This is a genomic window from Haloarcula sp. K1 (genome assembly GCF_001647155.1).
GTDB classification, from domain to species: Archaea; Halobacteriota; Halobacteria; order Halobacteriales; family Haloarculaceae; genus Haloarcula; species Haloarcula hispanica.
In genome coordinates this window covers 198,837-225,215 of the sequence record NZ_LRHL01000023.1, presented here as the reverse complement: position 1 = coordinate 225,215, position 26,379 = coordinate 198,837, and the positions used below count along the sequence as shown (strand labels likewise).

The 26,379-nt window shown below is 62.5% G+C and carries 31 protein-coding genes, 1 tRNA gene and 1 pseudogene; 18 read left to right on the top strand and 15 right to left on the bottom strand.

Annotation, left to right across the window (positions count from 1 at the left end):
• Positions 1–72: 72 nt before the first annotated feature.
• Both AV929_RS08605 and AV929_RS08600 read left to right on the top strand, forming a co-directional pair.
• The gene (locus tag AV929_RS08605; protein ID WP_064288002.1) at positions 73–513 is read left to right on the top strand and encodes a GNAT family N-acetyltransferase; all 441 of its coding nucleotides are present in this window, start codon (positions 73–75) and stop codon (positions 511–513) included.
• Between the two features lie 136 nt (positions 514–649).
• Positions 650–1,441, top strand: a complete 792-nt coding sequence (locus AV929_RS08600; protein WP_014040245.1) for a YihY/virulence factor BrkB family protein — start codon at positions 650–652, stop codon at positions 1,439–1,441.
• A 321-nt stretch (positions 1,442–1,762) separates the two neighbouring features.
• On the opposite strand, the gene AV929_RS08595 is transcribed toward AV929_RS08600, so the two are convergent.
• Positions 1,763–1,836, bottom strand: a tRNA-Lys gene (locus AV929_RS08595).
• A gap of 255 nt (positions 1,837–2,091) precedes the next feature.
• Between AV929_RS08595 and AV929_RS08590 the strand changes: the two genes are divergently transcribed.
• Entirely contained in the window at positions 2,092–3,555 is a 1,464-nt protein-coding gene (locus AV929_RS08590; RefSeq protein ID WP_023843248.1) for a DHH family phosphoesterase, read from the top strand.
• On the opposite strand, the gene AV929_RS08585 is transcribed toward AV929_RS08590, so the two are convergent.
• Positions 3,552–3,851: a PRC-barrel domain-containing protein gene (locus tag AV929_RS08585; protein ID WP_008309371.1), complete on the bottom strand. Its 300-nt coding sequence runs from the start codon at positions 3,849–3,851 to the stop codon at positions 3,552–3,554. The two genes, AV929_RS08590 and AV929_RS08585, sit on opposite strands and share 4 nt — an antisense overlap.
• A gap of 285 nt (positions 3,852–4,136) precedes the next feature.
• On the opposite strand from AV929_RS08585, the gene AV929_RS08580 reads away from it, so the two are divergent.
• Positions 4,137–4,592 (top strand): redoxin domain-containing protein, encoded by a 456-nt coding sequence (locus tag AV929_RS08580; RefSeq protein ID WP_064288001.1) that lies wholly within the window; start codon positions 4,137–4,139, stop codon positions 4,590–4,592.
• On the opposite strand, the gene AV929_RS08575 is transcribed toward AV929_RS08580, so the two are convergent.
• A complete protein-coding gene (locus AV929_RS08575) occupies positions 4,593–5,132 on the bottom strand; it encodes a GNAT family N-acetyltransferase (RefSeq protein ID WP_044951815.1) in 540 nt (179 codons plus the stop codon). It lies immediately after the preceding gene.
• Positions 5,133–5,187: 55 nt separating this feature from the next.
• Positions 5,188–5,706, bottom strand: a complete 519-nt coding sequence (locus tag AV929_RS08570; RefSeq protein ID WP_064288000.1) for a GNAT family N-acetyltransferase — start codon at positions 5,704–5,706, stop codon at positions 5,188–5,190.
• A 117-nt stretch (positions 5,707–5,823) separates the two neighbouring features.
• Here AV929_RS08570 and nth point away from each other — a divergent pair, with 117 nt between their 5' ends.
• A complete protein-coding gene (gene nth / locus AV929_RS08565) occupies positions 5,824–6,507 on the top strand; it encodes an endonuclease III (RefSeq protein WP_064287999.1) in 684 nt (227 codons plus the stop codon).
• 15 nt (positions 6,508–6,522) lie between these two features.
• Here nth and AV929_RS08560 read toward each other — a convergent pair whose 3' ends face one another.
• Together AV929_RS08560 and AV929_RS08555 are read right to left on the bottom strand one after the other, a co-directional pair.
• Entirely contained in the window at positions 6,523–7,029 is a 507-nt protein-coding gene (locus tag AV929_RS08560; protein WP_064287998.1) for a universal stress protein, read from the bottom strand.
• Between the two features lie 90 nt (positions 7,030–7,119).
• Entirely contained in the window at positions 7,120–7,602 is a 483-nt protein-coding gene (locus tag AV929_RS08555; protein WP_064287997.1) for a hypothetical protein, read from the bottom strand.
• 87 nt (positions 7,603–7,689) lie between these two features.
• On the opposite strand from AV929_RS08555, the gene AV929_RS08550 reads away from it, so the two are divergent.
• The 8 genes from AV929_RS08550 to AV929_RS08515 all read left to right on the top strand — a co-directional run bounded on the left by AV929_RS08550 (position 7,690) and on the right by AV929_RS08515 (position 12,869).
• Complete coding sequence (locus AV929_RS08550; RefSeq protein ID WP_064287996.1) at positions 7,690–8,595, top strand: hypothetical protein; 906 nt, start codon at positions 7,690–7,692, stop codon at positions 8,593–8,595.
• A gap of 64 nt (positions 8,596–8,659) precedes the next feature.
• Positions 8,660–9,316, top strand: a complete 657-nt coding sequence (locus tag AV929_RS08545; RefSeq protein ID WP_014040236.1) for a halocyanin domain-containing protein — start codon at positions 8,660–8,662, stop codon at positions 9,314–9,316.
• A complete protein-coding gene (locus AV929_RS08540) occupies positions 9,316–9,735 on the top strand; it encodes a hypothetical protein (RefSeq protein ID WP_014040235.1) in 420 nt (139 codons plus the stop codon). Before AV929_RS08545 ends, AV929_RS08540 begins: the two co-directional genes overlap by 1 nt.
• A gap of 1 nt (position 9,736) precedes the next feature.
• A complete protein-coding gene (locus AV929_RS08535) occupies positions 9,737–10,603 on the top strand; it encodes a Rieske 2Fe-2S domain-containing protein (protein ID WP_014040234.1) in 867 nt (288 codons plus the stop codon).
• Positions 10,604–10,606: 3 nt separating this feature from the next.
• Positions 10,607–11,410, top strand: coding sequence for a cytochrome bc complex cytochrome b subunit (locus AV929_RS08530; RefSeq protein WP_008309387.1), 804 nt, complete (start codon positions 10,607–10,609; stop codon positions 11,408–11,410).
• A 4-nt stretch (positions 11,411–11,414) separates the two neighbouring features.
• Positions 11,415–12,179, top strand: coding sequence for a cytochrome bc complex cytochrome b subunit (locus AV929_RS08525; RefSeq protein WP_014040233.1), 765 nt, complete (start codon positions 11,415–11,417; stop codon positions 12,177–12,179).
• Between the two features lie 110 nt (positions 12,180–12,289).
• Entirely contained in the window at positions 12,290–12,589 is a 300-nt protein-coding gene (locus AV929_RS08520) for a hypothetical protein (RefSeq protein WP_014040232.1), read from the top strand.
• A 10-nt stretch (positions 12,590–12,599) separates the two neighbouring features.
• Complete coding sequence (locus AV929_RS08515) at positions 12,600–12,869, top strand: hypothetical protein (protein ID WP_004517812.1); 270 nt, start codon at positions 12,600–12,602, stop codon at positions 12,867–12,869.
• Positions 12,870–12,908: 39 nt separating this feature from the next.
• On the opposite strand, the gene AV929_RS21850 is transcribed toward AV929_RS08515, so the two are convergent.
• The 4 genes from AV929_RS21850 to AV929_RS08500 form a co-directional block, all read right to left on the bottom strand.
• The gene (locus tag AV929_RS21850; RefSeq protein ID WP_023843247.1) at positions 12,909–13,085 is read right to left on the bottom strand and encodes a UPF0175 family protein; all 177 of its coding nucleotides are present in this window, start codon (positions 13,083–13,085) and stop codon (positions 12,909–12,911) included.
• Positions 13,086–13,319: 234 nt separating this feature from the next.
• Complete coding sequence (locus AV929_RS08510) at positions 13,320–13,781, bottom strand: hypothetical protein (protein WP_008309394.1); 462 nt, start codon at positions 13,779–13,781, stop codon at positions 13,320–13,322.
• Positions 13,782–13,822: 41 nt separating this feature from the next.
• Positions 13,823–14,536, bottom strand: a complete 714-nt coding sequence (locus tag AV929_RS08505) for an NAD(+)/NADH kinase (RefSeq protein ID WP_064287995.1) — start codon at positions 14,534–14,536, stop codon at positions 13,823–13,825.
• 54 nt (positions 14,537–14,590) lie between these two features.
• Complete coding sequence (locus AV929_RS08500; protein WP_064287994.1) at positions 14,591–15,826, bottom strand: digeranylgeranylglycerophospholipid reductase; 1,236 nt, start codon at positions 15,824–15,826, stop codon at positions 14,591–14,593.
• Between the two features lie 111 nt (positions 15,827–15,937).
• Here AV929_RS08500 and AV929_RS08495 point away from each other — a divergent pair, with 111 nt between their 5' ends.
• From AV929_RS08495 to AV929_RS08485, 3 genes are all read left to right on the top strand, one after another.
• Complete coding sequence (locus AV929_RS08495) at positions 15,938–17,104, top strand: hypothetical protein (RefSeq protein WP_014040229.1); 1,167 nt, start codon at positions 15,938–15,940, stop codon at positions 17,102–17,104.
• Positions 17,105–17,172: 68 nt separating this feature from the next.
• A complete protein-coding gene (locus tag AV929_RS08490) occupies positions 17,173–17,721 on the top strand; it encodes a hypothetical protein (protein WP_064287993.1) in 549 nt (182 codons plus the stop codon).
• Complete coding sequence (locus tag AV929_RS08485) at positions 17,721–18,206, top strand: metal-dependent hydrolase (RefSeq protein ID WP_014040227.1); 486 nt, start codon at positions 17,721–17,723, stop codon at positions 18,204–18,206. The genes AV929_RS08490 and AV929_RS08485 overlap by 1 nt, the downstream gene beginning before the upstream one ends.
• 22 nt (positions 18,207–18,228) lie before the next feature.
• Here AV929_RS08485 and AV929_RS08480 read toward each other — a convergent pair whose 3' ends face one another.
• Together AV929_RS08480 and AV929_RS08475 are read right to left on the bottom strand one after the other, a co-directional pair.
• A complete protein-coding gene (locus AV929_RS08480) occupies positions 18,229–19,599 on the bottom strand; it encodes a deoxyribodipyrimidine photo-lyase (protein WP_064287992.1) in 1,371 nt (456 codons plus the stop codon).
• 280 nt (positions 19,600–19,879) lie between these two features.
• Positions 19,880–21,070, bottom strand: coding sequence for an ABC transporter substrate-binding protein (locus tag AV929_RS08475; RefSeq protein WP_064287991.1), 1,191 nt, complete (start codon positions 21,068–21,070; stop codon positions 19,880–19,882).
• A gap of 124 nt (positions 21,071–21,194) precedes the next feature.
• Here AV929_RS08475 and AV929_RS21380 point away from each other — a divergent pair.
• Positions 21,195–21,455 (top strand): annotated as a pseudogene (locus AV929_RS21380) (zinc ribbon domain-containing protein); the annotation flags it as partial.
• A 475-nt stretch (positions 21,456–21,930) separates the two neighbouring features.
• Here AV929_RS21380 and AV929_RS08470 read toward each other — a convergent pair.
• The gene (locus AV929_RS08470; RefSeq protein ID WP_004517803.1) at positions 21,931–22,794 is read right to left on the bottom strand and encodes a 2-oxoacid:ferredoxin oxidoreductase subunit beta; all 864 of its coding nucleotides are present in this window, start codon (positions 22,792–22,794) and stop codon (positions 21,931–21,933) included.
• Positions 22,791–24,551, bottom strand: coding sequence for a 2-oxoacid:acceptor oxidoreductase subunit alpha (locus AV929_RS08465; RefSeq protein WP_064287990.1), 1,761 nt, complete (start codon positions 24,549–24,551; stop codon positions 22,791–22,793). Before AV929_RS08465 ends, AV929_RS08470 begins: the two co-directional genes overlap by 4 nt.
• Before the next feature lie 205 nt (positions 24,552–24,756).
• Here AV929_RS08465 and AV929_RS08460 point away from each other — a divergent pair, with 205 nt between their 5' ends.
• A complete protein-coding gene (locus tag AV929_RS08460; protein ID WP_064287989.1) occupies positions 24,757–25,392 on the top strand; it encodes an FAD-dependent oxidoreductase in 636 nt (211 codons plus the stop codon).
• Positions 25,393–25,454: 62 nt separating this feature from the next.
• Here AV929_RS08460 and AV929_RS08455 read toward each other — a convergent pair whose 3' ends face one another.
• Positions 25,455–26,321: a universal stress protein gene (locus tag AV929_RS08455; protein ID WP_014040221.1), complete on the bottom strand. Its 867-nt coding sequence runs from the start codon at positions 26,319–26,321 to the stop codon at positions 25,455–25,457.
• Between the last annotated feature and the right edge of the window lie 58 nt (positions 26,322–26,379).

Genomic DNA, 26,379 nt, shown 5'->3' with positions numbered 1-26,379 from the left:
CCGGGTCTGTGTTGATGGTTTCGGCGATTCCCAGTAACAGCACATACAGGGGACCCGCTCGAAGTTGTGGTCATGAGCGACTTAGAAGTCAGTGTCGGCACCTGGGATGCGTTCAAAGACGCGGCAACAGCCGTCCGAACAGCGGTGTTCGTCGAGGAACAGGGCGTCTCCGAGGACGAAGAACTCGACGGGAACGACTCGGACGCCGTCCAGTTTCTGGCCCGTGACGGCGAGTATCCTGTCGGGACCGCCCGACTCCGGTTCCCCGAGTCAACGGTCGGCAAGGTCGAACGGGTCGCGGTCCGCAAGCCCTATCGGGGCGACGGCGTCGGCGCAGCGCTGATGCGAGCCGTCGAAGACGCCGCTCGCGACGACGGCGCGACTACGCTCACACTCCACGCACAGACCCACGTCGAGTCGTTTTACGGGCAACTCGGCTACGAAACGGTTAGCGACGAATTCGAGGAAGCCGGCATCCCACACGTCGAGATGCGAAAGCGATTGGACGGCTGAGCTAACCATACGTGGCCCTGCAGGCGCAGTACGTCGTGAGGGCTGAGGACGGTCTGCGGACGACCAGTCGTAGCTGTCCCTCGACCACAGTTATCTCAGCACAACCATGTTTCCCTGCTTCCACCCTTTTCGGGATATGGTGCGACGAGCCGAGTGGGTGGCAACTGCGAAGACAGTCGCCAGCATCGCGTACGAGAGCGACATCAGGTACATCGCGACGTCGCTGGCGTACTACGCGTTCATCTCGCTCATGCCGGTGCTGTTGCTCGTTTTCATCGTCTTCGGCCGGCAACTGGCCGGCGTGGTTTCAGTCACGGGCGCGCAGTTTCTCACCCCTGACACACAGCAACTACTGTACGAGGGATTGACGGCGGCGACGGGCCGGACAGCGGCGACTGTCCTCTCCGTGGTCGTGCTGGCGTGGAGCGGTGCCAACGTCGCCGTCGGCGTCCTGACCGTCGTCGAGCGTATCGAGGCGGTGACAGAGCAGCCACTCGCGCGGCAGGTGTGTGACGCCGCAACTGTCCTCGGGACGCTTACGGCCGCCGTTCTGGTGATACTTGTCCAGAGCGTGTTCTTGGCTCTCTTTGCTACCGGCCCGCTGAGCGTACTCGTCGGGTTCGCCGTCCTGTTCGTCGCGCTGACCGTCACGCTGCTGCCCCTGTATTTCGTCCCGTCACGCGTCGCGAGTTCGCCACAAGATGCCCTCCCCGGCGCGATGACGACCGCAATGGGCTGGACCGCTCTCCACGCGGCAATCCAGTTCTTTGCCGCCAACGCCGGACAGTACGCCATCTACGGCGTTCTCAGCGGGCTCATCCTCATCCTCACGAGCACGTACGTGGCCGCGATTGTCCTGATGGTCGGCGTCGTCGTCAACGCAGTGCTCGCCACCGACACTGACGACCTGTACGACGTGAGTGGCTGAGTCTGTAAACGTCGCCCCTTTCCGCCGCTCGTTCCATCGTTCACTCCGCCCGGTAGCTGCTTCGCTCTCACAGAGAGGGCGTCGCAAAAACGGGCCGGAATGGATTTGAACCACCTGCACTTCGCTCGTTGACACTCACTCGTGCCGTCATTCAAACCCATTCCTATCGAAGTCGCGCCGCTCACGGTTTCGTTCGCGGCGCAAGAATACGGGCCGGAAGGGATTTGAACCACCGGAACTTCGCTCCCACAGGTCGCTCGTTCCATCGTTCAAAACCGCTTCGTAGCCGCTTTGCTCCTCACGAAGTGTTCGTCGCAAAAGCGGGCCGGAAGGGATTTGAACCCTCGACCGACGGCTTAAGAGGCCGTCGCTCTGCCAGACTGAGCTACCGGCCCAGTGCACTCATTGCTCTGGACGGCCCGGTAAAATAGGTTTTCATTCGGACGCCTCGTGTCGGTCGGTCTCACGTTTCTTGTACACACCAGTCAGCTAGCGGTGCTGAACTGAGAGACCAATCGCACAGGGTCCGACTATGCCCACACTAGACGCCCTTTGACGCCCTCTCGAACCGATCTTTCGGGGAGCCGTTCCCAGTTGTTGGAGAAATAGCTGGCATTAAAGAGGCTTGACGCCAAGCGATACAGACACTAATGAGTACAGCCAGCGGCATCACGATGGCCTCTATGTCGACCTACGCCATCCTCGGGTGTGGGAGTGTTGGCCACGCCGTGGCGGAAGAACTCGTCGAGGAGGGGAAAGACGTACTCATCCTCGACGCGGACGAGGGGCGAGTCGAGGCGCTCCGCGATCAGGACCTCAACGCACAGCAGGCAGACATCTGCGAGACTGACGTCGCCCAGACGGTCGCCGACCGCGACGTGGTGCTCATCATGTCCCCGGACGTGAACGCCAACGCCGAAGCAGTCCGGAACATCCGGGAGTCCGGCGGCGAGCAGTTCATCGTCGCCCGCGCCGACGACCCGGTGTCGGCCGACGACCTCACTGAGCTCGGTGCGGACGTGGTCATCAACCCCTCGGCGGTCATCGCCGATTCGGCGCTTCGAGCGCTGGAAACCGGGGAACTGGAGTACAAGGCCTCACAGCTCGGGGACGTCATCGACGGGACCGAGGAACGCATGGCGATACTTATCCACCGGTCGCCGGACCCGGACTCCATCGCTTCAGCGGCCGCGTTGCGGGCCATCGCTGCGAGCCGCGACGTCGAGGCCGACATCATCTACGAGGGCGAGATTGGCCACCAGGAGAACCGCGCGTTCGTCAATCTCCTCGGTATCGAACTGACATCGAACGAGGACGTCGACCTCGACGAATACGACACGTTCGCGCTGGTGGACGTTGCCAAGGGCGGCGAACCGGCCATCGACTCGGTCGACATCGTCGTCGACCACTACGAGCACGAACACGAACTAGAACACGACGCCGCCTTCTCCGATATCCGGCCGAACATCTCGGCCACGTCGACGATTCTCACGAAATACATTCAGGAACTGGACCTCAATCTCGACCAGAGCGTCGCCACAGCGCTGCTGTACGGCATCCGCGCCGAGACGCTGGATTTCAAACGGGACACGACGCCGGCGGACCTGACCGCCGCGGCGTACCTGTATCCGTTCGCCGACCACGACACGCTCGAACAGGTCGAATCGCCGTCGATGAGTCCGGAGACGCTCGACGTGCTCGCGGAAGCGATCCGGAACCGCGAGGTTCAGGGGAGCCATCTCGTCTCCAACGCCGGATTCATTCGGGACCGCGACGCGCTGGCGCAGGCGGCCCAGCACCTCCTCAATCTGGAGGGCATCACGACCACAGCCGTGTTTGCCATCGCCGACGACACCATCTACCTCGCCGCGCGCTCGAAGGATATCCGGATGAACATCGGCAAAGTGCTGTCGGACGCGTTCGGCGGGATGGGCGAGACGGCGGGTCACTCCACGGACGCCAGCGTCGAGATACCGCTCGGCATCTTCACCGGTTTAGATACGAGCGACGACAACAGAGACACCCTGCTAGAACTCACTGAAGAAGCAGTCAAGCGGAAACTGTTCGAAGCGATGGGTGTCGACAGCAGTAGCGAGAGTTCGAACGGAAACTAGGCGGGGACTTCCTCTTCCTCGTCGCCGGCCTCGGGCTGGCGGAGCCGTTCGACGATATCGCTGACGATGACGACATCGCCGACAGCCTGGACCCACCGGTACGGAATGATGACGCCCCGGGCTGTGTTCACTTCTTCGTCGAACAGTTCCGTGTTGAGCTGGGTGAGTGCCAGCCCCGTCACTTCCTTGCGGTCGAGTTCCAGCCGAAGGTCTTCGACTTCGCCGACGAACACGCCGTTTTTCGAATACACCTCGCGACCCACGAGGGCTGTAATCTCCTGTGGTAGATTCTCCATTCCCATACGACGGTGGTTGGTCGGACGGCTTATAAAGCTTCTTTGCGACTGAAACGTCTCCAGCTCGGGGGAGCAAATGCTACGAGATGCCCCCGGACAACGACTGCTGGCCGCACTCTGATGCCGCTGCCAGCGTCCCTACACAGGGAGCAGTCGCCTGTCTATAGTAACAATTGAAACGAATTACACACTGATCGCACTGCCGTCGTGCGAGCAGGTGTGCACTGATTTTCAATGGCTACTATAGGTCGCGGGACTTTTGTCCCGCTTCCCCGTTCGCTCGGTATGCTCAGCCCTGGCGATCCGGCCCCGGACTTCGACCTGCAGGGGACCGCTGGCGGAGGTGTTGGTACCTATCGGCTGTCGGCCGCAACGAACCGCGCGCCGGCGGTCGTCGCCTTCGCTCCCGGCGACGCCTCCGATTCGCGGACCCTCCTCACCGAGTTAGCCGAGACAGACTGGGCAGGCGTCTCGGACGCTGTAGCAGTCTTTGGCGTTCTCCCGGCGGGTATCGACGACTGCCAGTCACTCGCGGCGGCGCTGTCGCTTCCCTACCCCCTGCTGGCCGACACCCACGGCGTCGCTGCGCAGTTCGGCGTCCGAAAACAGGACGGGAGCATGCAGCAAGCGGCGTTCGTCGTTGACAAGCGATGTCGCGTTCGGGCGGCGACAGCATTCGATGATTTGGACGGGACTGTACCGGACCTCGACACGGTTCTGCGTGGCCTCGCCGAGTTGTAGCTACTCACCGCGGTCCAGTTCGCCCTCTAGCAGTCCATAGAGATACACGTCCTCGTAGCGGCCGTCGCGGAACCAGTGGTCCCGCATCGTCCCCTCCCGCTTGAACCCCGCCTTTTCGAGCACGCGTTGGGACCCCTCGTTGCCGGCGAAGACCTTCGCGTACACCCGGTGGAACCGCCGCTCCTGAAAGGCGTACTCGGTGAGCGTCCGGACGGCGTCGGTCGCGTAGCCGTTGCCCCACGCGTCCGGCGTGAGCCAGTAGCCGACCTCGGCCATACCCATTCGGTCCGTGACGTCGTTCAGCCCGATGATACCGACCGCCTCGCCGTCAGCACAGACGAGCAGGTGGACGTCATCGGACTCGCCACTGGCCACGGATTCGACCCACTCGCGTTCAGCCCGTTCGGAGATCGGCTCCGTGGCCGAGAGGCCGTGTCTGACATCCGGGTCGTTGATGGTCTCTTGCAGGAACGACACGTCTTCGTCTTCGACCGTTCGGAGCGTGATTGTCTCGCCCCGGAGGAATGTTGGTCCGGGCATACACAAGCCGACGAAGGGATGGTGAAAGAAGCTTCGGTAGGTGTGTGAGATATTTTCAAGGACACCACTCGTCAGCGAGCAGGCCATACTCCAGCAGGTCGACGTACTCGCCGTCGACGAAGGCGTGGTCGCGGCGTCGACCCTCCTGCTGGAACCCGACTTTTTCCAGCACACGCGCGGAAGCCGGGTTGGTGGCATAGCAGTCCGCTCCGAGTTTGTTCAATCGCAGTTCCTGAAACGCGTACTGTGCGAGGCAGTCGACAGCGTCAGTCGCGTAGCCGTTGCCCCAGCGGTCCGGACACATCGAGTACCCGAGCACACCAAACCCCCACGGGTGGTAGTCTTCGTGAAGCGAACACGTCCCCACCGGCTTGTCGTCTACACAGACGACGAAGTGCGTGTCGGCATCGCGGCTGTCGAGGTCTTCGGCAGCTGGCTCGGAGAGTGGTTCGTTGAACCCGATGTTATGCCGGACCTGCGGCTCGTTTAATAGTCGCTGTAGCAGGTCGCTGTCGGTTGCTTGCTGTGGGTGGAGTGTCACCTGCTCGCCGTGGATGAACACTGGTCCTGGCACGTACAAGAGTACTCATAGTTGACACAAGGGTGTTGCCGTGGTATGTGTAATGATACCATTTGTAGTCCAGACAGCGAAGAACGACACGCCAAAGGGAACCCAGCACTGCTCTGCGGTATGGGAACGCTGCTGGAGTCACGCGAAGAACAGGCAACAGAGGTCGTCGACCGACTGCACGAGGAATACCCCGATTCGACTATCTCACTGAACTACAGCAGCCGTCTGGAACTGCTGATTGCCGTCGTCCTCTCCGCGCAGTGTACCGACGAGCGAGTCAACGAGGTCACGGCGGACCTGTTCGAGAAGTACCAGAGCGCCGAGGACTACGCCGAAGCCCCCGAGGAGCAACTGGCCGAGGACATCTACGGTATCACGTTCCACAACAACAAGGGCGGCTACCTCCAGGGCATCGGTGAGATTCTGGCCGAGGAACACGACGGCGAGGTGCCTGACACGATGTCGGCGCTGACCGACCTCCCGGGCGTGGGCCGGAAGACGGCGAACGTCGTCCTCCAGCACGGCCACGACATTGTCGAAGGCATCGTCGTCGATACGCACGTCCAGCGCCTGTCGCGGCGACTGGGCCTTACCGAAGAAGAGCGTCCGGAAGCCATCGAACAGGACCTGCTCGACGTGGTGCCCAGCGACGAGTGGCAACAGTTCACGCACCTTCTTATCGACCACGGGCGAGCGGTGTGTGGCGCGCGCTCCGCGGAGTGCGGAGCGTGCGTGCTCGCGGACATCTGTCCCTCCGAGAAAGGAGACAGCGACGTCGACCTCGCTAGCGGCGAGGCGTGGTAGCCCCGCGCGAGGGCTTCAGCTGTCGTCCTCTCCGAGGCGCGCCGTGAGAACAGGCACATCGGACGTTCTGACGACTTTTTCGGCGACGCTACCGAGGAGATATCGCTCGACTCCTGTTCGACCGTGGGTCCCCATAACGATGAGGTCGATGTCGTTCTCGTCGACGTAGTCGAGGATCGCGCTGTGCGGTGGGCCGTGTTCGACGGCGGTGACGGTGTCGACTCCGTCGACCTCGTCTGCCGCCGCGTCGACGATGGCCTGTGACCGCTCCCGCAGCGACGATTCGATGTTGTGTTCTTCGTTGACCATCCCCGACTCCGACTCGTCGTGCTCCTCCGCAGTCATGCCGGTCGTTGCCCCTTCCGGGCCTGGGGCAGTCATCCCGATATGCGGCGACGACGTATCGAGGACGGTCATGATGTGTAACGTCGCGTTGTGCGTTTCGGCGAGAGTGCGTGCGTGTGCCAGCGCGGCTTCTGCTCCGGAACTACCGTCCGTCGGAAAGAGGATGTGTTCGTACATTGGAACCACAGCTAGCGATGGACATGCAATGCTAATGAAACATCTAGTCCGTTCGCAGATTCCGAGAATCAGATCCGCTATCGACGGCGCTCACGCCACGTAGCGGAGGGCGTACCGAGCGATACCGACCAGATACGCCAGCAGCCAGAAGATGACGTATCCGAACACGCCGATACGGAGCCGCGAGCGCCAGTGGCTGAACGTCTCGTCCCCGATTTCGTCCAGTAACAGGTCTTCGTCGTACTCGTTGTAGAGGTCGTGCTGCCGCTTTGCGCGGAAGATGCGAACGATTCCGGTTCCGCCGAAGGCAAGCAGCGCGTAGGCCTGCAGGCCGAGCATCGCGTGGACGGCGGACAAGCCACCGAGCTGGTCCGGCAGGCGTGGAATCATCCAGAACACCATCGGGACTGTGGTCAACACCAGCCCCGTCGTGACGAACTTCAGATGGTGCACGAGCACGTCCCAGGTGACCGGCTCCGTCTCGATGATGTAATACGCGCCGTACAGGAAACAGGGGAGGCTGAGGCTCACCGACAGTAACACGACTGTGGCCACGAGGCCGTCCGACACCATAGGCCGACCTAGGGACAGTGCTCGCTAAAGACTGCCGGATGCAGAAGGTCAGAACTTGTAAGCCGTCGCGGTCCGTACACCCGGGCAATGGCCGACCCGGACTCGACGTCTCCCACGGAGGACGAGCGCGGGAACACCCCTGCGGACGCGGTAGCTGCCGAAACCGAGCCCGGCGAACACGGGGCCAAGGATGACGGCGGCGAGACGGCCGACGACGGAGAGTCGGGCGAGGAACTCGACACGGAGGCACTCCGGAAGCAGGTCGAAGAGAAGTACGACTTCGACAACTTCGGCCCGGCGGACATGGCCGAGATGACTGCTGAGGAATGGGACGTTGCCTTCGACGAGGACTCCTGGATCACCGGCGACGACCTGCTCGACCGGGTCACGCGGGACCTGCGGAACCGCGTTGCAAACCGCGACGTGTTCGCCCGCATCGAACGCCATCGGGACCCGCCGCGAGTTCTCGCGTACTCCGACGAAGGCTACGCGGTTGTCTATCCGGACGGCAGCCTCGAAGGCGAGGGGACTGTCATGCGTGACGTGAAGCCCACGGTCGCGCTGTGTTCCATGGATTCCTACGACGTGCCAGAGAACGTCCCCGACAGGCCCCTTCCCGAACCGGAGTCAGTTCCCGAGGGTGGCGGCGAACTCGGTAACTGGATGTTACAGGCGATTGCCGGGGCGCAGCTCCTGGCCGGGATTGCCCTGCTCGGGGGCGCAGTGCTCGCGACCGCTGGCGTCATCGGCAACAGGGGAACCAGCATTGCGCTCCTGGTCGTGGCTGGCGCTGCCTTCATCGGTGTGTCGCTCGTCCTCTTTTTCACCGTCGCAAACGCGAGGCTCTCGGACACGTTCCGCGCCGAAGAGTACCGGGACAGACTCCGGGCTATCGGACTCGAGGACGGCGAACGACCGGAGTTCGTTCCGGAGCTCGACCCACAGAATTCGGGGTCTGAAGACGGGGCGGCCGAGACTGACGAAGCCGGGTAATGACGGTTCCTGCGGGTGGTATTCGGTGGGTTTATACAAACTCAGTCCTGATTCCAGAGTGTATATGAACAGACGGGAGTTCGTCCGGACAGCAGGGGGGGCCGCCGGTGCTGCGGCGACCCTCAGTGCCACCGGCGCAGCCGCCGCACAGGAGGAAGGCGGTGACGGTGCGAAAACCGTCCCGGACTACGGCGGTTTCCTGGATTCGGTCGGGAACTTCGATGGATCGACCGTCGATGCGACCGGACAGGACACAGTAACTGTCGAGGTCGGCGTGCAGGCCAACGGCGGCGCGTACGGGTTCGGCCCGCCAGCCGTCCATGTGGACAACGGGGCGACCGTCCAGTTCGAATGGACGGGCAACGGCGGCGGCCACAACGTCGTCTCGGACGGCGACGGACCGCTGGACTCCGGCAGCACAGCCTCCAGTGCCGGCGTCAACTACGAGCACACCTTCGAGGAGGACGGCATCTACCCGTACCTCTGTGTCCCCCACGAGGGACTCAACATGAAGGGCGCTATCGTCGTCGGCGAGGAGTACCCGACGCAGACAATCGGTGGCGGCGGCCCGGTCGAAGTCGACCCGCACTACGCCGGCGTCCCGATTCAGCCACACTACGTCGGGTTCGGCGCTGGCCTCGCAGTCATCATCCCGCTGATATTCACGTTCTTCCAGCTGAAGTACGGCGAGTCGCCCCACACTAGCGGAGGGAACAACTAATGGCGTCCGAAGGCTCCACGTACGGTGATATCCACCGGTACGAACCGCCGCGCGAGAGCACAGCAGCGGCTGTCGGTATCGTACTTCTGACGGTGATTCAGGTCGGCCTCGTCGGCCTCTTCACCTACGGCATGATCGCCGGATGGGCGTCCGGCATCGGCACGGTGTTGACGGTCCGTCTCATCGAGGCCAACATGTTCATGGGCGGCGTGCTGACGGCGATTTTCATCGACCTGGCGTTCATCATGCTGCTGTACCGAAAGGAGTTCCTCCCCGACGTAATGATCGTCAAGAAGCGCCGTCGCAAGTGGGAAGACCTCTATATCCGTCAGGAAGACGTCGACGGCACGACGATGGCGGACGGCGACAAGTTCGCAGAGACATTCAAACGCGCAGTGTACCCATACTACAAGAAATAATATGCCACTTGATGAAGACAAATATCCGGCTGAAACAGGCCGTCGTCGCTTCGTAAAGGGCGTCGTCGGGAGTGCGGCACTCTCCAGCGTCGGCGTCGGTGGCGCCGCAGCCGTCGACGCGACGACGGATGCCGCCGGCGAAGGTGGCGGAACGACGCCGTTCGTCGCCGTCGAGAACACTGACGGACCGGCTCCGCGAGGAATGCCGATCATCCCCATCGAGATCAACGGCGGCGAAATCAGCGGTATCTGGCCGGAATACGACGAGAACGCCGGTGCGGCGGTCGCATCCGACTTCGGCGGGAGCGGTATCGACTACTCCTCGCAGTGGTTCCAGTACTGCGGTATCCAGAGTACTGCGGCTATCTACCCGCAATCCGAACGGAACAACACGTTCCTCAACAGTACTGGATCCTTCTCCTGGCAAGGGGAGTACGAGTCCGGCAAGCCGATGACGGTCGACATGTTCGACGACTACCAGGAGTGGGGCAACGGCATCGGCGACCCTGGCGTCGGGAAGCCCGCAAGCGTCGTCTGGCGGACCAACAGCGAGGGCAAGAACGGCGCCCCAGTGCAGATAATCCGGTCAGTCGAAGTCGAGAAGATGGCCAACGGCGAGGGCGAGTACGCGAACCTTCCCGGAAACGTCCAGTCGTTCGTCTCCGAGGCGACCGACCAGGGCTTCATCGCTTGGCTGAACAAATGTACACACTTCTGCTGTGTGCCCGGGTTCAAGACACAGGAGGGAAGCGCTAACTTCGCCGCAGCCAACGACATCTACTGTCAGTGCCACCAGTCCGTGTACGACCCGTTCAGTCCTGTGCAATCGACGTTCGTGGCGCTGCCACGCCCACCAAAAACGGAGTAATCAATGAGTCTCGAACGCAAAGACGAACACGACCACAAAGGCTGGATGGAATCGCGCGAGCTGACGCCGGTGGAATCGGTGTACTTGACCGTGCTCATCTGGCTCGACAGGCGACTGCGCGTCGTTGACTACCTAGAGATCCTCGAAGATCTCTACTACAAGGTCAACATGCAGATGCCAAAGAGCCACACGGAACAGTACAATCTCGACAACAAGTTCTGGTACTGGTACCCACTGTACGCACTCGGATCGTTCTCGACAGTTGCGTACGTCGTCGCCGCGATATCCGGCGCGCTGCTGGGCTTCTACTACGCACCGGCCGCCGCAGCTGCCGACGGGTCGCCGACGGTCGCGTACGATTCAGTGATGCTCATCATGGGCCAGCTCAACCTCGGCTACTTCCTGCGCTCGGTCCACCGCTGGGCCGCACAGATCATGGTCGCCGCCGTGTTCCTCCACATGCTCCGCGTGTACTTCACCGGAGCGTACAAGGAGCCGCGGGAGCTGAACTGGCTCATCGGCATCGTCCTGATTTCGCTGACGCTAGTGTTCGGGTACACCGGCTACCTGCTGCCGTGGAGCCAGCTCTCGTTCTGGGCCGGCCAGATCGGCGTCGAGATGTCCCTCTCCATCCCGCTTATCGGTGAGTGGGTCGCACAGCTGATGTTCGGCGGGTTCACGCTCTCGCAGGCCACGCTACAGCGGATGTACATCCTGCACGTGTTCTTCCTGCCGTTCATCACGACTGCCATCATCGCGGTCCACATCGGCATCGTCTGGATGCAGGGGATCGCTGAGCCACACTAATACTATGAGCGACAACGACACAGACGACGTTCGCACGGACGGTTCCGGCACCGGTATCGTCTCGCCGGACGACGAGACTCCCGCATGGTCCGAGCGAAAGGAGCGGACCCAGGGGCTCTCCCGGCTGACCTACGAGTACTTCGAGCGGGCGCGCCGCGAGGACCAGGACCTTCGCCAGCAGTCGGACTACGTCGAGCGTGACGTGCTCGCGTTCCCGGCCTGGCCCCACGAGATGATGCGCAACATCGCGCTGACGTCGTTCTTCGTGGGCATGATCCTGTTCGTCTCGGCGACGTTACCGCCAGAGATGCCGAACCCCGCTAACTCCGCTGTGACGCCGGCAATTATCCTGCCGGACTGGTATCTCTACTGGTCCTTTGGCCTGCTCAAGCTCGGCCCGCTGAACCCCGAGCTGAGCATCCTCGGCGGCTCGAAGCTCATGGCTGACCGAACCTACGGTGTGCTGGCAAACGTCGTGGTCGTCGGCTTCGTTGCCATCGTCCCCTTCCTGAACAAGGGGTCCGCGCGCCGTCCCGTCGAGCAGCCGTTCTGGGCTGCGGTCGGGATGTCCGGCGTCATCTTCAGCCTGACCATCGCCGCGCTGTCCATCAAGAACCTCGTCCCGATGGACTCGCACCTGCTGTTCGACCTGACGTTCCTCGTCCCTATCGTCAGCGCGACCATCACCTACGCGGTGCTCAAGACGATGCGCGAGGGCTACATGTTCGACCTCAACCGTCGGTACTACCGGCTGCGGCCGCCGAAGTAATCTGACCGGTCGATTTCTCCGTCGGTTTTTACATTCTCTGCTTACTACTACCGCGAGCGTTGCGACTGCATCTCGCCGCAGTAAAGTGGCTCCCGCCCGTACTAGCGACGATGACAGAGGACCAGTCAGCGGGGGCTGAGGACGGTTCGGAGCGGCGGGACGTTGTGGTGCCGCTGCGCGTGTACAAGGCCGTGACGGTGTTTTCGACGCTGTTTGCGGTCGTCAGCGTCGTCGCCGGATTCATCCTCGTCGACGTGGCGACACAGCGGGCCTCGGCGCCCGCCTCGGAGATCGACGTTCCGGTCGGCATCGCCGGGATCGCGTGCATCCTCGCTGGCACAGTCGTCTATGCGTTCTCGACGCGCTTCCGTACCGAGGAAATGGGAAAGTCTAAAGACGACGCTACCTAACGTTCGGATAATGGCTGACGAGTTCATGAAGGGGTTCGCGTGCCTCATGGTCGGCGGACTGGGCTGGATGACCATCAAGGGCTGGTACAACACGCCGAGTTTCGAGGGGGCACAGCTCACCGGCGAACTTACTATCGAGGAACCGACCACGTTCGATCAGATCGCCCTGTTCATGGGCGACGCGTTCTTCTGGTTCGCGGTGCTGGGCGCGCTGACCTTCTGGGTCGTGCTTCCGCTGATCAGTGAATTCCAGGCGTATCTCAACGAGCGGTCGGCGTAATAGTACGCAGTAGCCTTTTCTGCGGGACCGACGCCGCTCTCAGTTCGGAGTCCGGTCGACTGGCGCGCCGTCTTCGTCACGCACCTGAATGCCGCGCGAGCGAAGCGCCGTAGCGAATTTTGTCGGTGATACCCCGCTGTACGTCGCCGCCTCTTCGAGTGTGAGTGTTTCCCCGCGATACAGTGTCAGCGCCGTTGTGAGGGACCTGTGTGACATCTTCGTCTACACCGATACAAATACAGTGCGAGTATTAAACTATTTCGCCTACTTCTAAGCCAATCGGCCAGACTATCCGGAGAAAAGTGAATATATGGGGCCAATAAAGGAAAGAATGTGTACAAAAGTAAGATATTGAACCCAGTATTGCTTGCCGACCACACACGTAGGGCTATCAGTACGCGCGACTAGCGGATTATAGGCACTCGAAGACGACAGAACGAGAAACCGTGTTTAGATGATGGCGCTCCAGGGACCCTTGATGACCCAGAACAGGCTCTGGTAGCCCGCGTACATGAACACTACGAGGGCAGCGACGATGGCCCCTTTCGGCCGTTCCAGCGGAATGTCACGGCGCGCCTCGACTTTCCGGGATTCGAACTCGAAGAAGTCAGTGATGACTGCGCCGAGGACGAGTACCGACAAGACCATCCCGCCGTGATGGTGGAGCGTCATGTAGAAAAACGACAGCACGACCAGCGCGATGTTGGTGAACGTGTGCGCCGGGTGGCGGCTGACCGCGTCCGCGCCATCGTTTTCGTACTGTTTGACGTGGCTTCTGTGGGCGAGCTGCCGGGTCAGGAAGTTGACGATTACCACTCCGAAGATGACGTATTCGATGAGGAGCGCGCCGCCGACCGTGGGGCTCCCCAGAATGGTATCCAGTGGCCCAAAGAACGTTACGGATGGCTGCATATGCAAAGCTCTGTCCACCGTCCATTAGTGTCTTTCCAATCTCACTCGAACCTGGACTGGCTCTCGTCGACGACGGCGGTCCGAACGGGGGAGCCGAGCGAGATCGCGATACTCTCCTGATAGCCCACGGGCTGCGATACGCGGTCATCGACGAGTAACTCGACGGTCGCCTCGTCGCGTTCCACCGAAGCACTGAGTCCGGCGACAGGCAACACCCAGTGGTCCGGATCAGTCGCAAACGGCGCAATCGGTGCCACCACCGCCTGGTCCGACGGTGCCAGAATCGGGCCGCCGACGCGGTGGGCGTAGCCCGGCGAGCCGGCGGCCGTAGCGATGACGACGCCGTCAGCCCGGAACTGGCCGATGCGGTCGGCCGTCGACGCGATAGTGAACTCGGAGATGCGGGCCGCGTCGGCGGTAACGAGAGTCACGTCCCAGAACGCCTGTTCGACCGTTCCGTCAGGCATCGCCACGCGGAGGACCGGATGCGTCTCAACCCGGGCGTCAGCAAGCCCTGACACAGCGGCGACGGCGTCGTCTCGCGGTACTGATCGGACGCCGCGACCAGCCGCGACTGGCAACACGAGCGGGTCACCGTCAACCCGCGCCGCGGCAGCGACGGCGTCCTCACCGACTGCCACGACCCGGTCGGTCTTCGGAACAGTGCCGTCACTACCCCGTTCAACAGCCACGCCAGCGTCTCGAAGTTCGTCTGCTATGGCGTCGTCACCGACCACACCAACGGGGGTTCCCATCATCTGAAACTCCGGGCCGGCGGAAAAAAACCTGCCGCACTCCGCGCGGTCACTTCAAATATCGAGGCGACGGCGCGCGTATTCGATGAGAATCGGCATATCCGAAAGGTGGGTCAGCTTCGCAATCGCCCGACGGTCACCGCCGTTGATCTGCCTGAGGGTGTCCTGTCCGGTGCTCCGGAGGTCGTCCATCAGCTGATCGTACCGCTCGTTAGGAGCGAGATACAGCAGCTCCGTCATCATCAGGCGGGCGTTGTGTTTCGGGGCCACCTCGCTGTGCCAGAGCTGATCGTAGACAGAGAGGTTCTCCGCGGAGGTGTCGGGTTCGTCGGGCTTGAGCGCCGAATCGGCTGTCGCGGCGGCGGCGCGGGCCGACTTCATCCCCTTGTGGATGCCCTCGCCCCACAGCGGGTCGACGGTCGGGACGGTGTCGCCGATAGCCATGAAGTTGTCCGTGCTCATCGAATCGGGGGGCTGGATGTGGGCCGACCCGCGGTGGGCTTGCGTACCCTCGATCTTTTCGGCGTCGTCGAATCTGGGGTCCGAGTCGAGCCAGTACTCCAGATAGTCGTCGATGCCCATCCCGTCTTTCGCGTACTTCTGGTGAGAGCCGTTCTGGATGTAACAGAGGCCGACCTTCGCTGTGTCTTCACCGGTGTGGAAAATCCAGGAGTAGCCGCCCGGGGCGAGGTCGTGATCCAGGCGGAGCATCATCGCGTCCCGGAGGTCGGCGTAGTCGTCGTGGTTGACTTCGACGCCCTCGAACTCGTACTCGACACCGATAGCCTGATGATCCCGCTTGAGGTTACACACGTCGAGTTTCTTCGCCAGTGGCGCGGCAGGGCCGGTGGCGTCGATGACGATGTCGGCGTACACCTCCTCGTCGCCGTCGTACCGGACGCCGACGATCTCCCCGTTCTCCATGATCGGTGCTGAGACACGGGCGTCGAAGCGGTAGGTCGCACCCTTGCTCCGACCCTCCGAGACGAGCCACTGTTTGAACTCCGCGAACTCCAGGACCGCTCCGGTCTGATTGCGGACGTAGTGGTCGTTGGGGGATTCGAGCACGACGTCGTCCGTGTAGTTCATCACCACGTCATCGGGAATCGCAAAGCCCGTCATCGCCGACATGAACGTCCCGGCGGTGGACTTGTTGCTCTGACGCGGGAACTCGTCTTCGGACTCGGTTTCGAGAACGAGCACCTCGTAGTTTCGCTCCGCTAGATCACGGGCACACTGCGCTCCAGCGGGCCCGGCTCCGGCTATCACCACGTCAAAGCGCTCGCGCATGGTTGTGGGTATTCCCTGTCGGTAATCAGTCTTTCCGAATACACCGAGGGCGGTCTCGAAAGGGTAAAGACGGCCCCACTACCATGACGGGAACACCCGGGGCGACATACAATGTTCAAGACAGGCGCGGGCGTGCTCGCGGACAGGCGGCGGCTTCCCACGGCACTACGGGCAGTGCTGGGATACTACGCGGACACCGGCGTGTTCGACGCCGGCAGCCTCTCGCTGAAATCCGAGATCGACGACCGCACCGAGGCGATGGTCGACGACGTGACCGACCGCATCGAGGACGCCCTCGAAGACGAGTTCGGCCGTCCGGTCGAATTCTCCTATGACACGAAGCTCATCCTGCCCGCGCAGCTAACGCTGGGCTACGTCTACCGCAACGCTCGTCAGCAAGCACCCGGCGACCCCGTTATCGACGCTATCGCCGACGGCGTGCCGACTGTCGACGAGACGGCACTGGAACAGGGGCCGGCACAGGACCTCGCCCCCCGCGAGATGGTCGTCCGCGCCGAGCAGATGACTCGCCTCTCCATCGAGGCGCTTATCGACGGCGACATGCGTGACGCGATCAACGACGACGAGTTCGAAGATTTCGAGGTCGACTTTGACGCGAGTGAAGCCGACCGCCGCCGCGTCGCCGAGGTCGCCCAATCCGCGCTCCAGTCCCACCTCGACGGCCTGTTGGAGGATATGCCGCCTGTTGTCGAGAACGCCTACCAGTGGGCCGTCGACTACAGCGAGGCCCATCAGGACCGCGACGGCTACTTCCGGGAACTGATGACCGCGGCTGAGGACGGTGACGAGGACTCTCTGACAGATATCCGCGAGGAGTACAAGTTCGCCGAGTACGACGAGGAGCCGGCGACACTCACCGAGACCGAAAAGGAACTCCCCTACAGCAAGACCCAGTACGCGCGCGTCGGCGTCCTCTACGACGGGATGCTAGACCTCTACCGACTCGCCGGCCTCGATATCGACGACGAGTTCGCGAAGGCCATCGTCCTCGCCATCATCGGCGCGCAGGTGTGGCTCGACGACGTGGACGACTACGGCGACGACCGCGCGGAGGGGCAACTGACGCCAGTCACCGCCGAGTACCTGCTCGCACCCGACGACGAGGCCGCCTATCGGCGCGTCGTCGACGTGACCGAACAGTATCTCGACCTCGCGAAGTCGTACGCGACGGTCGCCGACTCGCCGCTGACCGGCGTCGCTGTCGAGTACATCTACCGCTCCGGCGAGCCGGACGTCCTACCCGGCAAGCCCGAGTAGGCGCACGAACGACAGCGACTCGACCCAAGCGCCAGAGTTTATATCCCGCCGCCCGCACCGGGATTTGAATGCTTCACTCGTGGGTGGGCAGGGTCGTCGCTATCTGTGGACTGTTGGCCGTGCTGTTCGCGCTCATGGTCGGACTGGGGGCGGCCACGCCCGCTCCGGCGCTGGGTGACTACCCAGCCGAGGACGCACTGGCCGAGGACTACGACAGCCACGTCGGCGAGTACGTTCAGGTGACCGGCACGGTCAGTGGGACCAGCCCCGTCGAAATCGCCGTCGAGTACGAGTACGCTACTGGCGGCGAGCGCCACAGCGGGACGCTCGCAGTCACGGTCCGGAACGTCGACACAGCCGTCGCCGAGGGCCAGTCACTGCAAGTGTATGGCACGCTCGGCCCGGACCGGACTATCACCGCGGAGAACAGTGTGAGCGTCCCGGCGATGAACTACGCTGCGATGTACCTCGTGTCCGCCCTCGCTGGCCTGTGGACCCTCGGGCGACTGATCTGTGGCTGGCGGCTTGACTGGCAAACGGGGGCACTGTGCCGGCGTGAAGAGCCGCTCAGGCCGATACGAGCGCTCCTTACGATGATGCGGGAGGTGCGTGCCTGATGCCGGATCTGCTCTCGCACGCTTTCATCGCGTTCACCATCTGTACCCTCCTGTCACTGCGGTACGACTGGCTCTCTGGAGAGTACGTCACCGTGGGGATGGCCGGCGCGTTCATCCCGGACATGGCGAAGATCAAGCTTCTCGTGGATGCTGCAACCGTCGAGGCAACACTGGATATCCCGTTCGACTGGCTGGGCGTCCATACGCTCGGCGGCGCTCTCGTCGCCGTCCTCGTTGGCGTGGTCGTCGTGAACCGCTCCGACCGACGGCGCGTGTTCGGTCTGCTGTCGCTTGGAGCCACCAGCCATCTGTTTGCCGATGCGCTCCTGTTGAAAGCCTCTGGGCGGTCCTACGAAGTGCTGTGGCCACTGACGCAGTACCACCCGCCGACGCCGGGGCTGTATCTGAGTACGGATATCTGGCTCACCGGCGTCACTGGGTCCGTTGCAGTGGCGGCCTATCTCTTTGTGCAGTACAGAGCGTAGCGCCACTTCCCTCGACCCTCCCTCAGCGTTTCCCCAGCGCTGTCTCGAACACGCGCTGTGCTCGCTCGTAGGCGGCGTTTCGGTCGACGATTGGATGATAGTAATCCGGAGCCAGTTCCTCGCGTTCGCCGTCAGAGAGCGTCGGCCAGTCGACGATCTTGTTCGCCGGAACATCACGAAGCTCCGGCACGTATTCCGTGACGTAGTCCGCCCCGCTGTCGTACTTGCTCATCTGTGCGACCGGGTCGAAGATACGCACGTCCACGGAGTCGGTCCCGGTAGACGCCGTCCACTGCCAGCTTGCGGCGTTGTTAGCGGGGTCGTGGTCGACCAGTCGCTTCCTGAAGTGCCGTGCGCCTTCGCGCCAGTCGACCAGTAGATGTTTCGTGAGGAAGGACGCGACGTTCTGGCGCGGCCGGTTGTGGATGTATCCTTCCCGTTCGAGCTGGCGCATCCCGGCGTCAACGAACGGATACCCCGTCTCGCCGCGCTTCCAGGCCTCGAAGTTGTCCCCGTCGTTTTCCCACTCGATACGGTTCGGGAACGACTTGTAGTTCTCTGACAGCAGCGTGGGGTTGTGGTACAGCAGGTGATAGCTCTGCTCGCGCCACGAGAGTTCGTAGCGGTACTTCTGGATGTTCCGCTGGGCGTCACCGGTGGCTTCGGTGTGGCGGTCGGACGCATCTCGCCATATCTCGCGGATACCAATCATCCCTGCCGCGAGGTACGGCGACATACGCGAGACGGCGCTGGTCGGCCGCTCGACGGCTGCCTGCATGTCATCACGGGTCTCGTTGTACGTCTCGATGCCACCGGTGAGGAAGTCGTCGTACCGCTGCCGTGCCCCCTCGTAGCCGGGGGTTGGCAGGTCCATATCCGACTCGATGCTCGGAGCCGTCGTCGGGTCCGACACGTCGGCAAACGAGTCCGCTTCGGGCGGGTCGACCGGCGGGAGCTTGTGGTGGGCCTGCCAGTCGTCGTAGAAGCGGCTGTGGTTCTCGTACCGGCTGTCGAGCCCGGCCGGATCGACGAGGACGAGGTCGGTCAGGGACTTCGTCGGCACGGCCTCATCGACACGGCGCTGTCGGTTCCGGCGCGCCGGCCGGTAGTGGTCGTTGTAGTACACCCGGTCGGCGTCGTACTCCTCGACGACGGTTGAGAGCACATCGGCAGCGGCCCCCTTCCTGACGAGCAGGTCACCGTCGCGGTCCCGATACGCCGCTTTCAGCGCTCTGACACCGGCCAGCAGGAATGCTCGCTGCCGCTTCCCGACCTTCGACAGCAGGTCCGTATCGAGAACGTACACCGGCAGTACCTCGTCGTCTGCGGCAGCGGCAGTCAACCCGCGGTTGTCCGGTATCCGGAGATCCCGCTGATGCCAGAAGACGTGCATACCTTCCGTTAGAGATACCGACATATGGGTCCGAACCCGATTCTATTGTGTGTGTGACAGAAGGGCATGATATCCGGCGCATCGGCTCCCATATATCGCTGACCTACCGTGACTCCGGTTTGCGAACGAGATAGCAATGTTGCGTGAAGCTGACGAACGTCTCTCCGCGAGCGTCCTTTCTTGTAGGTCCTCCGCCTAGGTCTGTGCCGCTTCTCGCCCAACAGCTTCATCGTCGGCTAAGTGGTCCTCGATGAACTGCATGAGATGATACATGCGTCAGTTAGAAGCGTCCCTGAATGATGTCTTTCACCCGCTGCCGGTCGAACAGTTGCTTGTCGTCGGCCACCTCGGGAAACCGTTCGGGTTCGAACTCGCCAAACTCCTCAGGATAGAGCTGCTGGGCGACCATCTCAGTCTGGAGCAGGTTCACCAGTGGGCCCTGTGACCCGAACGCACCGGGGTATATATTGCCCGCCTCAACCGCTGTCAGCTGGCTGCCGACCGGATCGGTCTCCATCGGCTCGACGAACTGCTTGTGGAACGCTGACAGCGAGAAGCTATCAGTGTTGCCGGTGGTTTTGATTCCCCAGTGGACGACGATGATCTCGGGGTCGACTTCAAGCAGCTGTTCGTAGTCGATGGTTCCATTCTCGACCAGCTCAGGGGTGAACGAGCTTTCGATGCCGAGATCCTGGTATGGTTTCATTTCGATACCTTCGGCATCCGTATTCATCGGATAGAACGTCCCTTCGCTCGGATTAGTGGCGCTGTTGACGAGACCAATCGTTGGCTGGTTGCCATCCGACGGGAGCCGCGATTGGATCTCCCTCTGAAGATCGTCGTGAACAGACGCCATCGCCTCGTAGCGCTCGCGTTCCTGGAACAACTCAGCGAGCCGCTCGAAGGCCCCGTACAGCGAGTAGAGTTTGTAGTCGTGGAAATCGCGTCGGCGCAGGATGTTGTTCCCGAAGAAGGGAGCAACGTTTTCGCTGATTTCCCGGGTATCTGACTCGTCCCATGAGTCGTCCCAGCCGGTGCCATGCATGTAGTGAGGGTCCATCAAAATCACATCGGGCTCGCGTTCGTAGAAGATCTCCTTGTCCCAGCTAATCGCCGACATCGACTCCGTCTCCGAGCGCGGCGGTACGTCCAGCCCGAACGGCTCGAAGAGGAATCCGGGTATCATGTTCGTCGACGTCAGGAACCCGTCGCGTTGACCCAGCGCAAAGGCCATATCGGCCCACTCGCCGTTGTTGACGATGTAGGTCTCAGGTACCGACTCGAAAGTCTGACACCCTACTGGCTCGATACAGGCCTCGTAGCTGTCTGCCTGTTCTGTCCGAGTCGACTCATTTGAGTTTTCCGTGTTGTCTGACTCGGTCATCGACGCACAGCCGGCCAGTGCCGCGCCGACTGTGAGACCGGTCCCTGCGAGTAACTGGCGTCGTGTTGACTGACTACCATATTCCATATTTTTAGGCTGGCCTAATAATATGTAAAGATTGTTGTTTCTGTTTATCAGAACCTTCCGGCTACTGAGAACCACGCCAGCAGCCAGAGGGACCCACGGATCAAGCGAGAGCCCCTCATCAACGACAGTCCATCCGGCGTACACCAGTCAACGGTGTAGTCACGCCGACTGTGGATTCACGCACGAGGACAACCGCGACGGCGACGAGTTTGCCTGCCAGAAGTGCGGCAAAGAGCTACACAGCGACTACAACGCGGCACGCAACATCGCACACAGGTACGTCCAGAATCGGCTCAAGTCTGGTTCTGGACGGGCGACCAATCACCTCGCCCTCAAGTCGGGGACGTTGAACGGGAACGGCGACTACTCGCCTTCCACGGTATAGTGGATAGACCGGGGAGTCCACCGACAAACCTCGGCGTGAACGCCGAGGTAGGTGATCACGCGCCGAAGAGATATCTGGCGCCATAGAGTATAGCACAGTGGGCGAGTGTCGGTCCGTCTTCAACGCCGGGAACGTGTTCTCCAGCGATGGTGCTCCCATCGGCCGCAATCGTCGAGTTCGCACAGATGATTTCCGCGTCTGGATTCGTGTGCCGGACGCTTGCTTTGCCCCGTGAATTCAGGCCACGTCGGCGGTGGTCCCCCTGTTGATGAGGACGTAATCCGCTGACCAGAGATGGGTTTTTCCCGGCTAGGATCGAGGTTCTGACCCGCCACGGTGATTACCTGCCACGAAGACGTGCCGGCGGCTACCCGTGTTATGCTCAAAGCGCCCCTCGAACTGCCCGCCGAGTTCAATATCGACGTGCAGGAACTGCTCCAACGGGGCGGGGAGATCAGAAACAGAAACGGCTGGTCTAGTAGAACTCGCGGACGAGGTCCATCGCGCCCTCGGGCGCGCCGTCGGGAATCTCGGCCATCGAACCCTCGACGCCCTCGCGTTCCTCGAACGGGACCGAATCCTCGTCCTGGTAGAGGACGCCCATGTACTCCTTTTCGCTTTCGAGAATCTTGTCCTTGGCCTGGTCGCGGTCCGACGGGTCGTGGTCGGTTTCGTCGAGGTCCACGATGGCGTCGCGGAAGTAGTCGTAAGTGTCCACGTCGTTGAACGTCACACACGGCGAGTAGACGTTGACGAAGCCGAACCCGTCGTGCTCGACGGCTTTCTGGACGATCTCGGCGTGGCGCTGTGCGTTCGAGGAGAACGACTGCGCGATGAACGTCGCGCCGGAGGCCAAGGCGAGTGCCTTGGGGTTGACCGGCGGCTGGTTCGGGCCGTCCGGCGAGGTCGAGGTCTCGAAGTCCTCGCGCGAGGTTGGCGAGGCCTGACCCTTTGTCAGCCCGTAAATTCGGTTGTCCATTACGACGTAGCTCATGTCTACGTTGCGGCGGACAGCGTGGATGAAGTGGCCAGCCCCGATGGAGTAGCCGTCGCCGTCACCACCCGAAACCATCACTTCGAGGTCCGGGTTGGCCATCTTCACGCCGATTCCCACGGGCAGGGCGCGGCCGTGGACGCCGTGGAGCGCGTAGCTGTGCATGTACGTCCCGATCTTGCCGGAACAGCCGATACCGGCGACGATGAAGGTGTTATCGGGGTCGTTGCCCGTCTCCGCCAGCGCCTTCATCATGCCGTTCATCGTCCCGAAGTCACCGCAGCCGGGACACCAGGTCGGTTGCTTGTCGGATTTGAAGTCTGTGAAGCGAACGTCGGAACTCATTGTGTTGCCTCCGCGGGTGTGTCAAGCGTCTGCTTTATCTCTGTCGCCAGTTCGTCTGCCTTGAACCGAACGCCGTTGTACTTGTTGATGCGCTGGACCCGTTCGAGGACATCGTGTTCGATGACATCCGCGAACTGGCCGGTAGCGTTGCACTCGACGACGATGACGTCCTCGGCCGCCTCGATCTCCTCGGTGAGGTCCGGTCGGGGGAAGATGTACGGGACCGAGAGGAACCGGATGTCGTAGCCGTCCTCCTCCAGCAGTGTCAGCCCCTCGCGGAGCGCGCCCTCGTTGGAGCCCCAGGAGATGACTAGCGTGTCCGCGTCGGGGTCGCCGAACTCGCGGTAGTCGAAGTCCTCCTGCTCGCGGGCGGTCTCGACTTTCCGCTGGCGCTTGTCGACCTGCTCGATGCGGATGTCCGTGTCTTCGGTCCGCCGACCGAGTTCGTCGTGTTCGAGGCCGGTCGTCATGTGCGCGCCGTCGGTCGTCCCGGGGAACGCACGCGGCGAGATGCCGTCGGCGGCGGCGAAGTGGGCCTGGAAGCGGCCCTTCTCGTCGAGCCAGGCGTCGATGTCGTTCTCGTCGACGACCTTGCCGCGGTCGATTTCGACCTCGTCCATGTCGAACGTCTCGGGGGAGAAGGTCTGCTCCGTCACGGCCATCGCGAGGTCCGAAACGAGGAAGACCGGGGTCTGGTACTTCTCGGCGAGGTTGAACGCCTCGACGGTCTTCCAGAAGCACTCCGAAACCGTGGTCGGCGCGACGACGAACCGTGGAATCTCGCCGTGGCCGCCGTACAGCGTCATGTTGAGGTCGCCCTGCTCCTGCTTGGTCGGCATCCCGGTCGAGGGACCGGAGCGCATCACATCACAGATGACCAGCGGCGTCTCGCTCGTGGCGACCAGCCCGAACGTCTCGGTCATCAAGTCGATGCCCGGGCCGGACGTGGCGGTCATGGCTCGGGCACCGGCGCGGGCCGCACCAAGGGCCATGTTGATTGCGGAGAGTTCGTCCTCGGCCTGGACGACCTTCCCGCCGAACTGGTCGACGCGGCCGGTCATGTACTCCATCACGTCCGTCGCCGGTGTGATTGGATAGCCGGCGTAGAAGCGACAGCCGGCGGCGATAGCGCCCATGCCGATGGCCTCGTCCCCGTTGAGGAGCACGTAGTCCTCGTCGGTGGTCTCCATGTCGTAGTCGAACTCGCCGTACTCCTCCTGGACGTAGTGTTGTCCCTTCCGGGCGGCTTCCTTGTTGTTCTCGACGATGGCCTCGCCCTTGTCGCCGAAGCGCTTTTCGAGGCTTTCGTCGAGGTTCTCGATGGGGAAGCCGGTGACCTCACACGCCGCACCGAGGGCGACGACGTTGAGCATGATGGCCCCACCCGCGTCCTCGGCGAGTCGTTTCAGCGGTACTTCGAGTGCCGTCGCGTCGCCGGGCACTTCCACGTCCTGCATCGTCGAGCGCTCGCCGTCGTAGATGATGACGGAATCCTCGTGGAGTTCGTCCTCGTTCTCGTGGATGGTGCGCTCGGTGAGTGCGATCAGGATGTCCAGGCGGTCGACGACACTCTCAACCCGGTCGACTGACGTCCGTACCTTGTAGGCAGTGTATCCGCCGCGGATGCGGGAGGCGAAGTCCTTTGAGGTGAAGACGTGTCGACCAGCCCGGGAGAGTGCCTGCGCGAAAATCTTCCCGGTGGAGTCGATTCCATCGCCGGCTTCGCCGCCGATGGCCCAGTTCAGGTCCTCTGGCATTATATCCCTCGGGTAGCCAGCGTGGCAGGAAAAGCCTTCCGTAACCGCCCGCGCGCGCACTACTCGGTTTCGAGTGAATTCCGCCGTAGTTTCGAGTGAAAACCGGCATAATAACCCGTCTGTGGGAAAGAACCGGCAATTAACACCGAATAACGTGACACTCCGCGACCGTAACCCCCTTGCCCAGTCACGGCAACTCTCGGGTATGGATGAACGAGTCCTCGACGTGGTTGCCGTCCGAGACGTCGGACCAGACACCGTGGCGATTGACTTCGAGACGCCGGACGCCTTCGACGCACAGCCGGGCCAGTTCGTCAAGCTGACGCTGACTGTCGACGGGGAGGACATCTCGCGGTTCTACACCATCTCCTCGCCGACGGTCGACGAATCGTTCGAGATTACTGCCGGTATCGACCCCGACGGCGAGCTGGCACCACAGCTCGGCGCACTCGAAGCGGGCGACGGCGTCCGCATTGCCGGGCCGTTCGGTTCAGATTACTACGAGGGCGAGAGCCGCGTCGTCGTGCTCGCTGGCGGTCCCGGGGTCGGCCCGGCAGTTGGGATCGCCGAGCGTGCGCTGGACGACGGCAACGAGGCCGCAGTCGTGTATCAGGACGACGCGCCGGTCCACGAGGACCGACTGGACGCGCTTCGGGATGCTGGGGCGCTCGTCTCGGTCATCGGCGGCGACGACCCCCTGACTGAGCCGGTCGCCGAGGCCGTCGAGGACGGCGGTCAAGTGTTCATCTACGGCTTCGCGGACTTCCTCGATGCCGCCACGGAAGCGCTCGAAGACGCCGGCGTCAGTACCGACGACGCGAAGGTCGAGAACTTCGGATAGGTCGGTCAAGCGCCGTGTCACCGGTCGGTCCTGACTTCATCGATGGATAACCGGGAGCGATGTTAGCTTTCATCACCAGCGTCCGGCGCTCGAACAGTCATCACCGGCACCGGCGAGGTTCGGACCAGTTTTTCCGCGACGCTGCCCAGCAGGTAGCGGTCGATACCAGTGCGACCGTGAGTCCCGATGACCACGAGGTCGGCATCAGCCTCCTCGATGGCGTCGAGGATGGCCCGATACGGGACACCGTGCGTGATAGCTGTCTCGACAGTCTCGACTCCCATCCCGGAGAGTCGATCGGACGCATCTCCGACAGCATCCGTCGCGACAGACTCCAGTTCGTCGACGATAACGCTCGACCCGACATCGATGCCGAGTGATCGCGTATCCACGACCGAGACGAGATGGACAGTGGCATCGGTCGCGCTTGCGAGCGCGCCCGTCGGTTCGATAGCTGCCTCCGCGCCGCTACTGCCATCAGTCGGGAGCAGAATGTCGTCGAACGAGACGGTCCCCGGCTCCGCGTCGGCTTTGACCGAGAGGACTGGTACGTCGGCGAGGCGGACGACCTTCTCGGTAACGCTGCCGAGGAGGAAGCGCCGGACACCGGTGCGGCCGTGAGTCCCCATGACGATGAGGTCGATCTCGTTCTCGTCGCCGTAGTCGAGAACCGCGTCGTGGACGACTCCCTCGCGGACCGCGGTGGTGACGGACAGGCCCTCGGTGTCGACGTGGTCGGCTTGGGACTCGATGAACGCTTCTGCTGGGGAGTCGCCGTCGTAGTCCCAGTCGTCCGTAGGCCCGTGTTCGTCGACGACCGAGAGAACGTGGACGGCTGCATCGTGAGTGCTGGCGAGCGTCGCGGCGACCTCGAACGCGCGCTCGGAACCGGGGCTTCCGTCGGTCGGAACGAGGATTCTGTCGAACATTGGGTGTCGCTATTCACCGCCGTCGGTGATAAAGTATCGTGGCTGGTACAGGAACGTG

Excerpts from the sequence above, each read along its gene's own strand:
- AV929_RS08600 (WP_014040245.1), top strand. The coding sequence starts at position 650 with ATGGTGCGACGAGCCGAGTGGGTGGCAACTGCGAAGACAGTCGCCAGC.
- AV929_RS08470 (WP_004517803.1), bottom strand. The coding sequence starts at position 22,794 with ATGAGTTCCGACGTTCGCTTCACAGACTTCAAATCCGACAAGCAACCG.
- AV929_RS08585 (WP_008309371.1), bottom strand. The coding sequence starts at position 3,851 with ATGGAGAATCTACCACAGGAGATTACAGCCCTCGTGGGTCGCGAGGTG.
- AV929_RS08580 (WP_064288001.1), top strand. The coding sequence starts at position 4,137 with ATGCTCAGCCCTGGCGATCCGGCCCCGGACTTCGACCTGCAGGGGACC.
- AV929_RS08480 (WP_064287992.1), bottom strand. The coding sequence starts at position 19,599 with ATGCACGTCTTCTGGCATCAGCGGGATCTCCGGATACCGGACAACCGC.
- AV929_RS08500 (WP_064287994.1), bottom strand. The coding sequence starts at position 15,826 with ATGCGCGAGCGCTTTGACGTGGTGATAGCCGGAGCCGGGCCCGCTGGA.
- AV929_RS08475 (WP_064287991.1), bottom strand. The coding sequence starts at position 21,070 with ATGGAATATGGTAGTCAGTCAACACGACGCCAGTTACTCGCAGGGACC.
- AV929_RS08505 (WP_064287995.1), bottom strand. The coding sequence starts at position 14,536 with ATGGGAACCCCCGTTGGTGTGGTCGGTGACGACGCCATAGCAGACGAA.
- AV929_RS08515 (WP_004517812.1), top strand. The coding sequence starts at position 12,600 with ATGGCTGACGAGTTCATGAAGGGGTTCGCGTGCCTCATGGTCGGCGGA.
- AV929_RS08605 (WP_064288002.1), top strand. The coding sequence starts at position 73 with ATGAGCGACTTAGAAGTCAGTGTCGGCACCTGGGATGCGTTCAAAGAC.
- nth (WP_064287999.1), top strand. The coding sequence starts at position 5,824 with ATGGGAACGCTGCTGGAGTCACGCGAAGAACAGGCAACAGAGGTCGTC.
- AV929_RS08490 (WP_064287993.1), top strand. The coding sequence starts at position 17,173 with ATGCTTCACTCGTGGGTGGGCAGGGTCGTCGCTATCTGTGGACTGTTG.
- AV929_RS08525 (WP_014040233.1), top strand. The coding sequence starts at position 11,415 with ATGAGCGACAACGACACAGACGACGTTCGCACGGACGGTTCCGGCACC.
- AV929_RS08560 (WP_064287998.1), bottom strand. The coding sequence starts at position 7,029 with ATGTACGAACACATCCTCTTTCCGACGGACGGTAGTTCCGGAGCAGAA.
- AV929_RS08545 (WP_014040236.1), top strand. The coding sequence starts at position 8,660 with ATGAACAGACGGGAGTTCGTCCGGACAGCAGGGGGGGCCGCCGGTGCT.
- AV929_RS08530 (WP_008309387.1), top strand. The coding sequence starts at position 10,607 with ATGAGTCTCGAACGCAAAGACGAACACGACCACAAAGGCTGGATGGAA.
- AV929_RS08510 (WP_008309394.1), bottom strand. The coding sequence starts at position 13,781 with ATGCAGCCATCCGTAACGTTCTTTGGGCCACTGGATACCATTCTGGGG.
- AV929_RS08550 (WP_064287996.1), top strand. The coding sequence starts at position 7,690 with ATGGCCGACCCGGACTCGACGTCTCCCACGGAGGACGAGCGCGGGAAC.
- AV929_RS21850 (WP_023843247.1), bottom strand. The coding sequence starts at position 13,085 with ATGTCACACAGGTCCCTCACAACGGCGCTGACACTGTATCGCGGGGAA.
- AV929_RS08455 (WP_014040221.1), bottom strand. The coding sequence starts at position 26,321 with ATGTTCGACAGAATCCTCGTTCCGACCGACGGAAGCCCCGGTTCCGAG.
- AV929_RS08575 (WP_044951815.1), bottom strand. The coding sequence starts at position 5,132 with ATGCCCGGACCAACATTCCTCCGGGGCGAGACAATCACGCTCCGAACG.
- AV929_RS08485 (WP_014040227.1), top strand. The coding sequence starts at position 17,721 with ATGCCGGATCTGCTCTCGCACGCTTTCATCGCGTTCACCATCTGTACC.
- AV929_RS08520 (WP_014040232.1), top strand. The coding sequence starts at position 12,290 with ATGACAGAGGACCAGTCAGCGGGGGCTGAGGACGGTTCGGAGCGGCGG.
- AV929_RS08540 (WP_014040235.1), top strand. The coding sequence starts at position 9,316 with ATGGCGTCCGAAGGCTCCACGTACGGTGATATCCACCGGTACGAACCG.
- AV929_RS08460 (WP_064287989.1), top strand. The coding sequence starts at position 24,757 with ATGGATGAACGAGTCCTCGACGTGGTTGCCGTCCGAGACGTCGGACCA.
- AV929_RS08465 (WP_064287990.1), bottom strand. The coding sequence starts at position 24,551 with ATGCCAGAGGACCTGAACTGGGCCATCGGCGGCGAAGCCGGCGATGGA.
- AV929_RS08590 (WP_023843248.1), top strand. The coding sequence starts at position 2,092 with ATGAGTACAGCCAGCGGCATCACGATGGCCTCTATGTCGACCTACGCC.
- AV929_RS08555 (WP_064287997.1), bottom strand. The coding sequence starts at position 7,602 with ATGGTGTCGGACGGCCTCGTGGCCACAGTCGTGTTACTGTCGGTGAGC.
- AV929_RS08495 (WP_014040229.1), top strand. The coding sequence starts at position 15,938 with ATGTTCAAGACAGGCGCGGGCGTGCTCGCGGACAGGCGGCGGCTTCCC.
- AV929_RS08535 (WP_014040234.1), top strand. The coding sequence starts at position 9,737 with ATGCCACTTGATGAAGACAAATATCCGGCTGAAACAGGCCGTCGTCGC.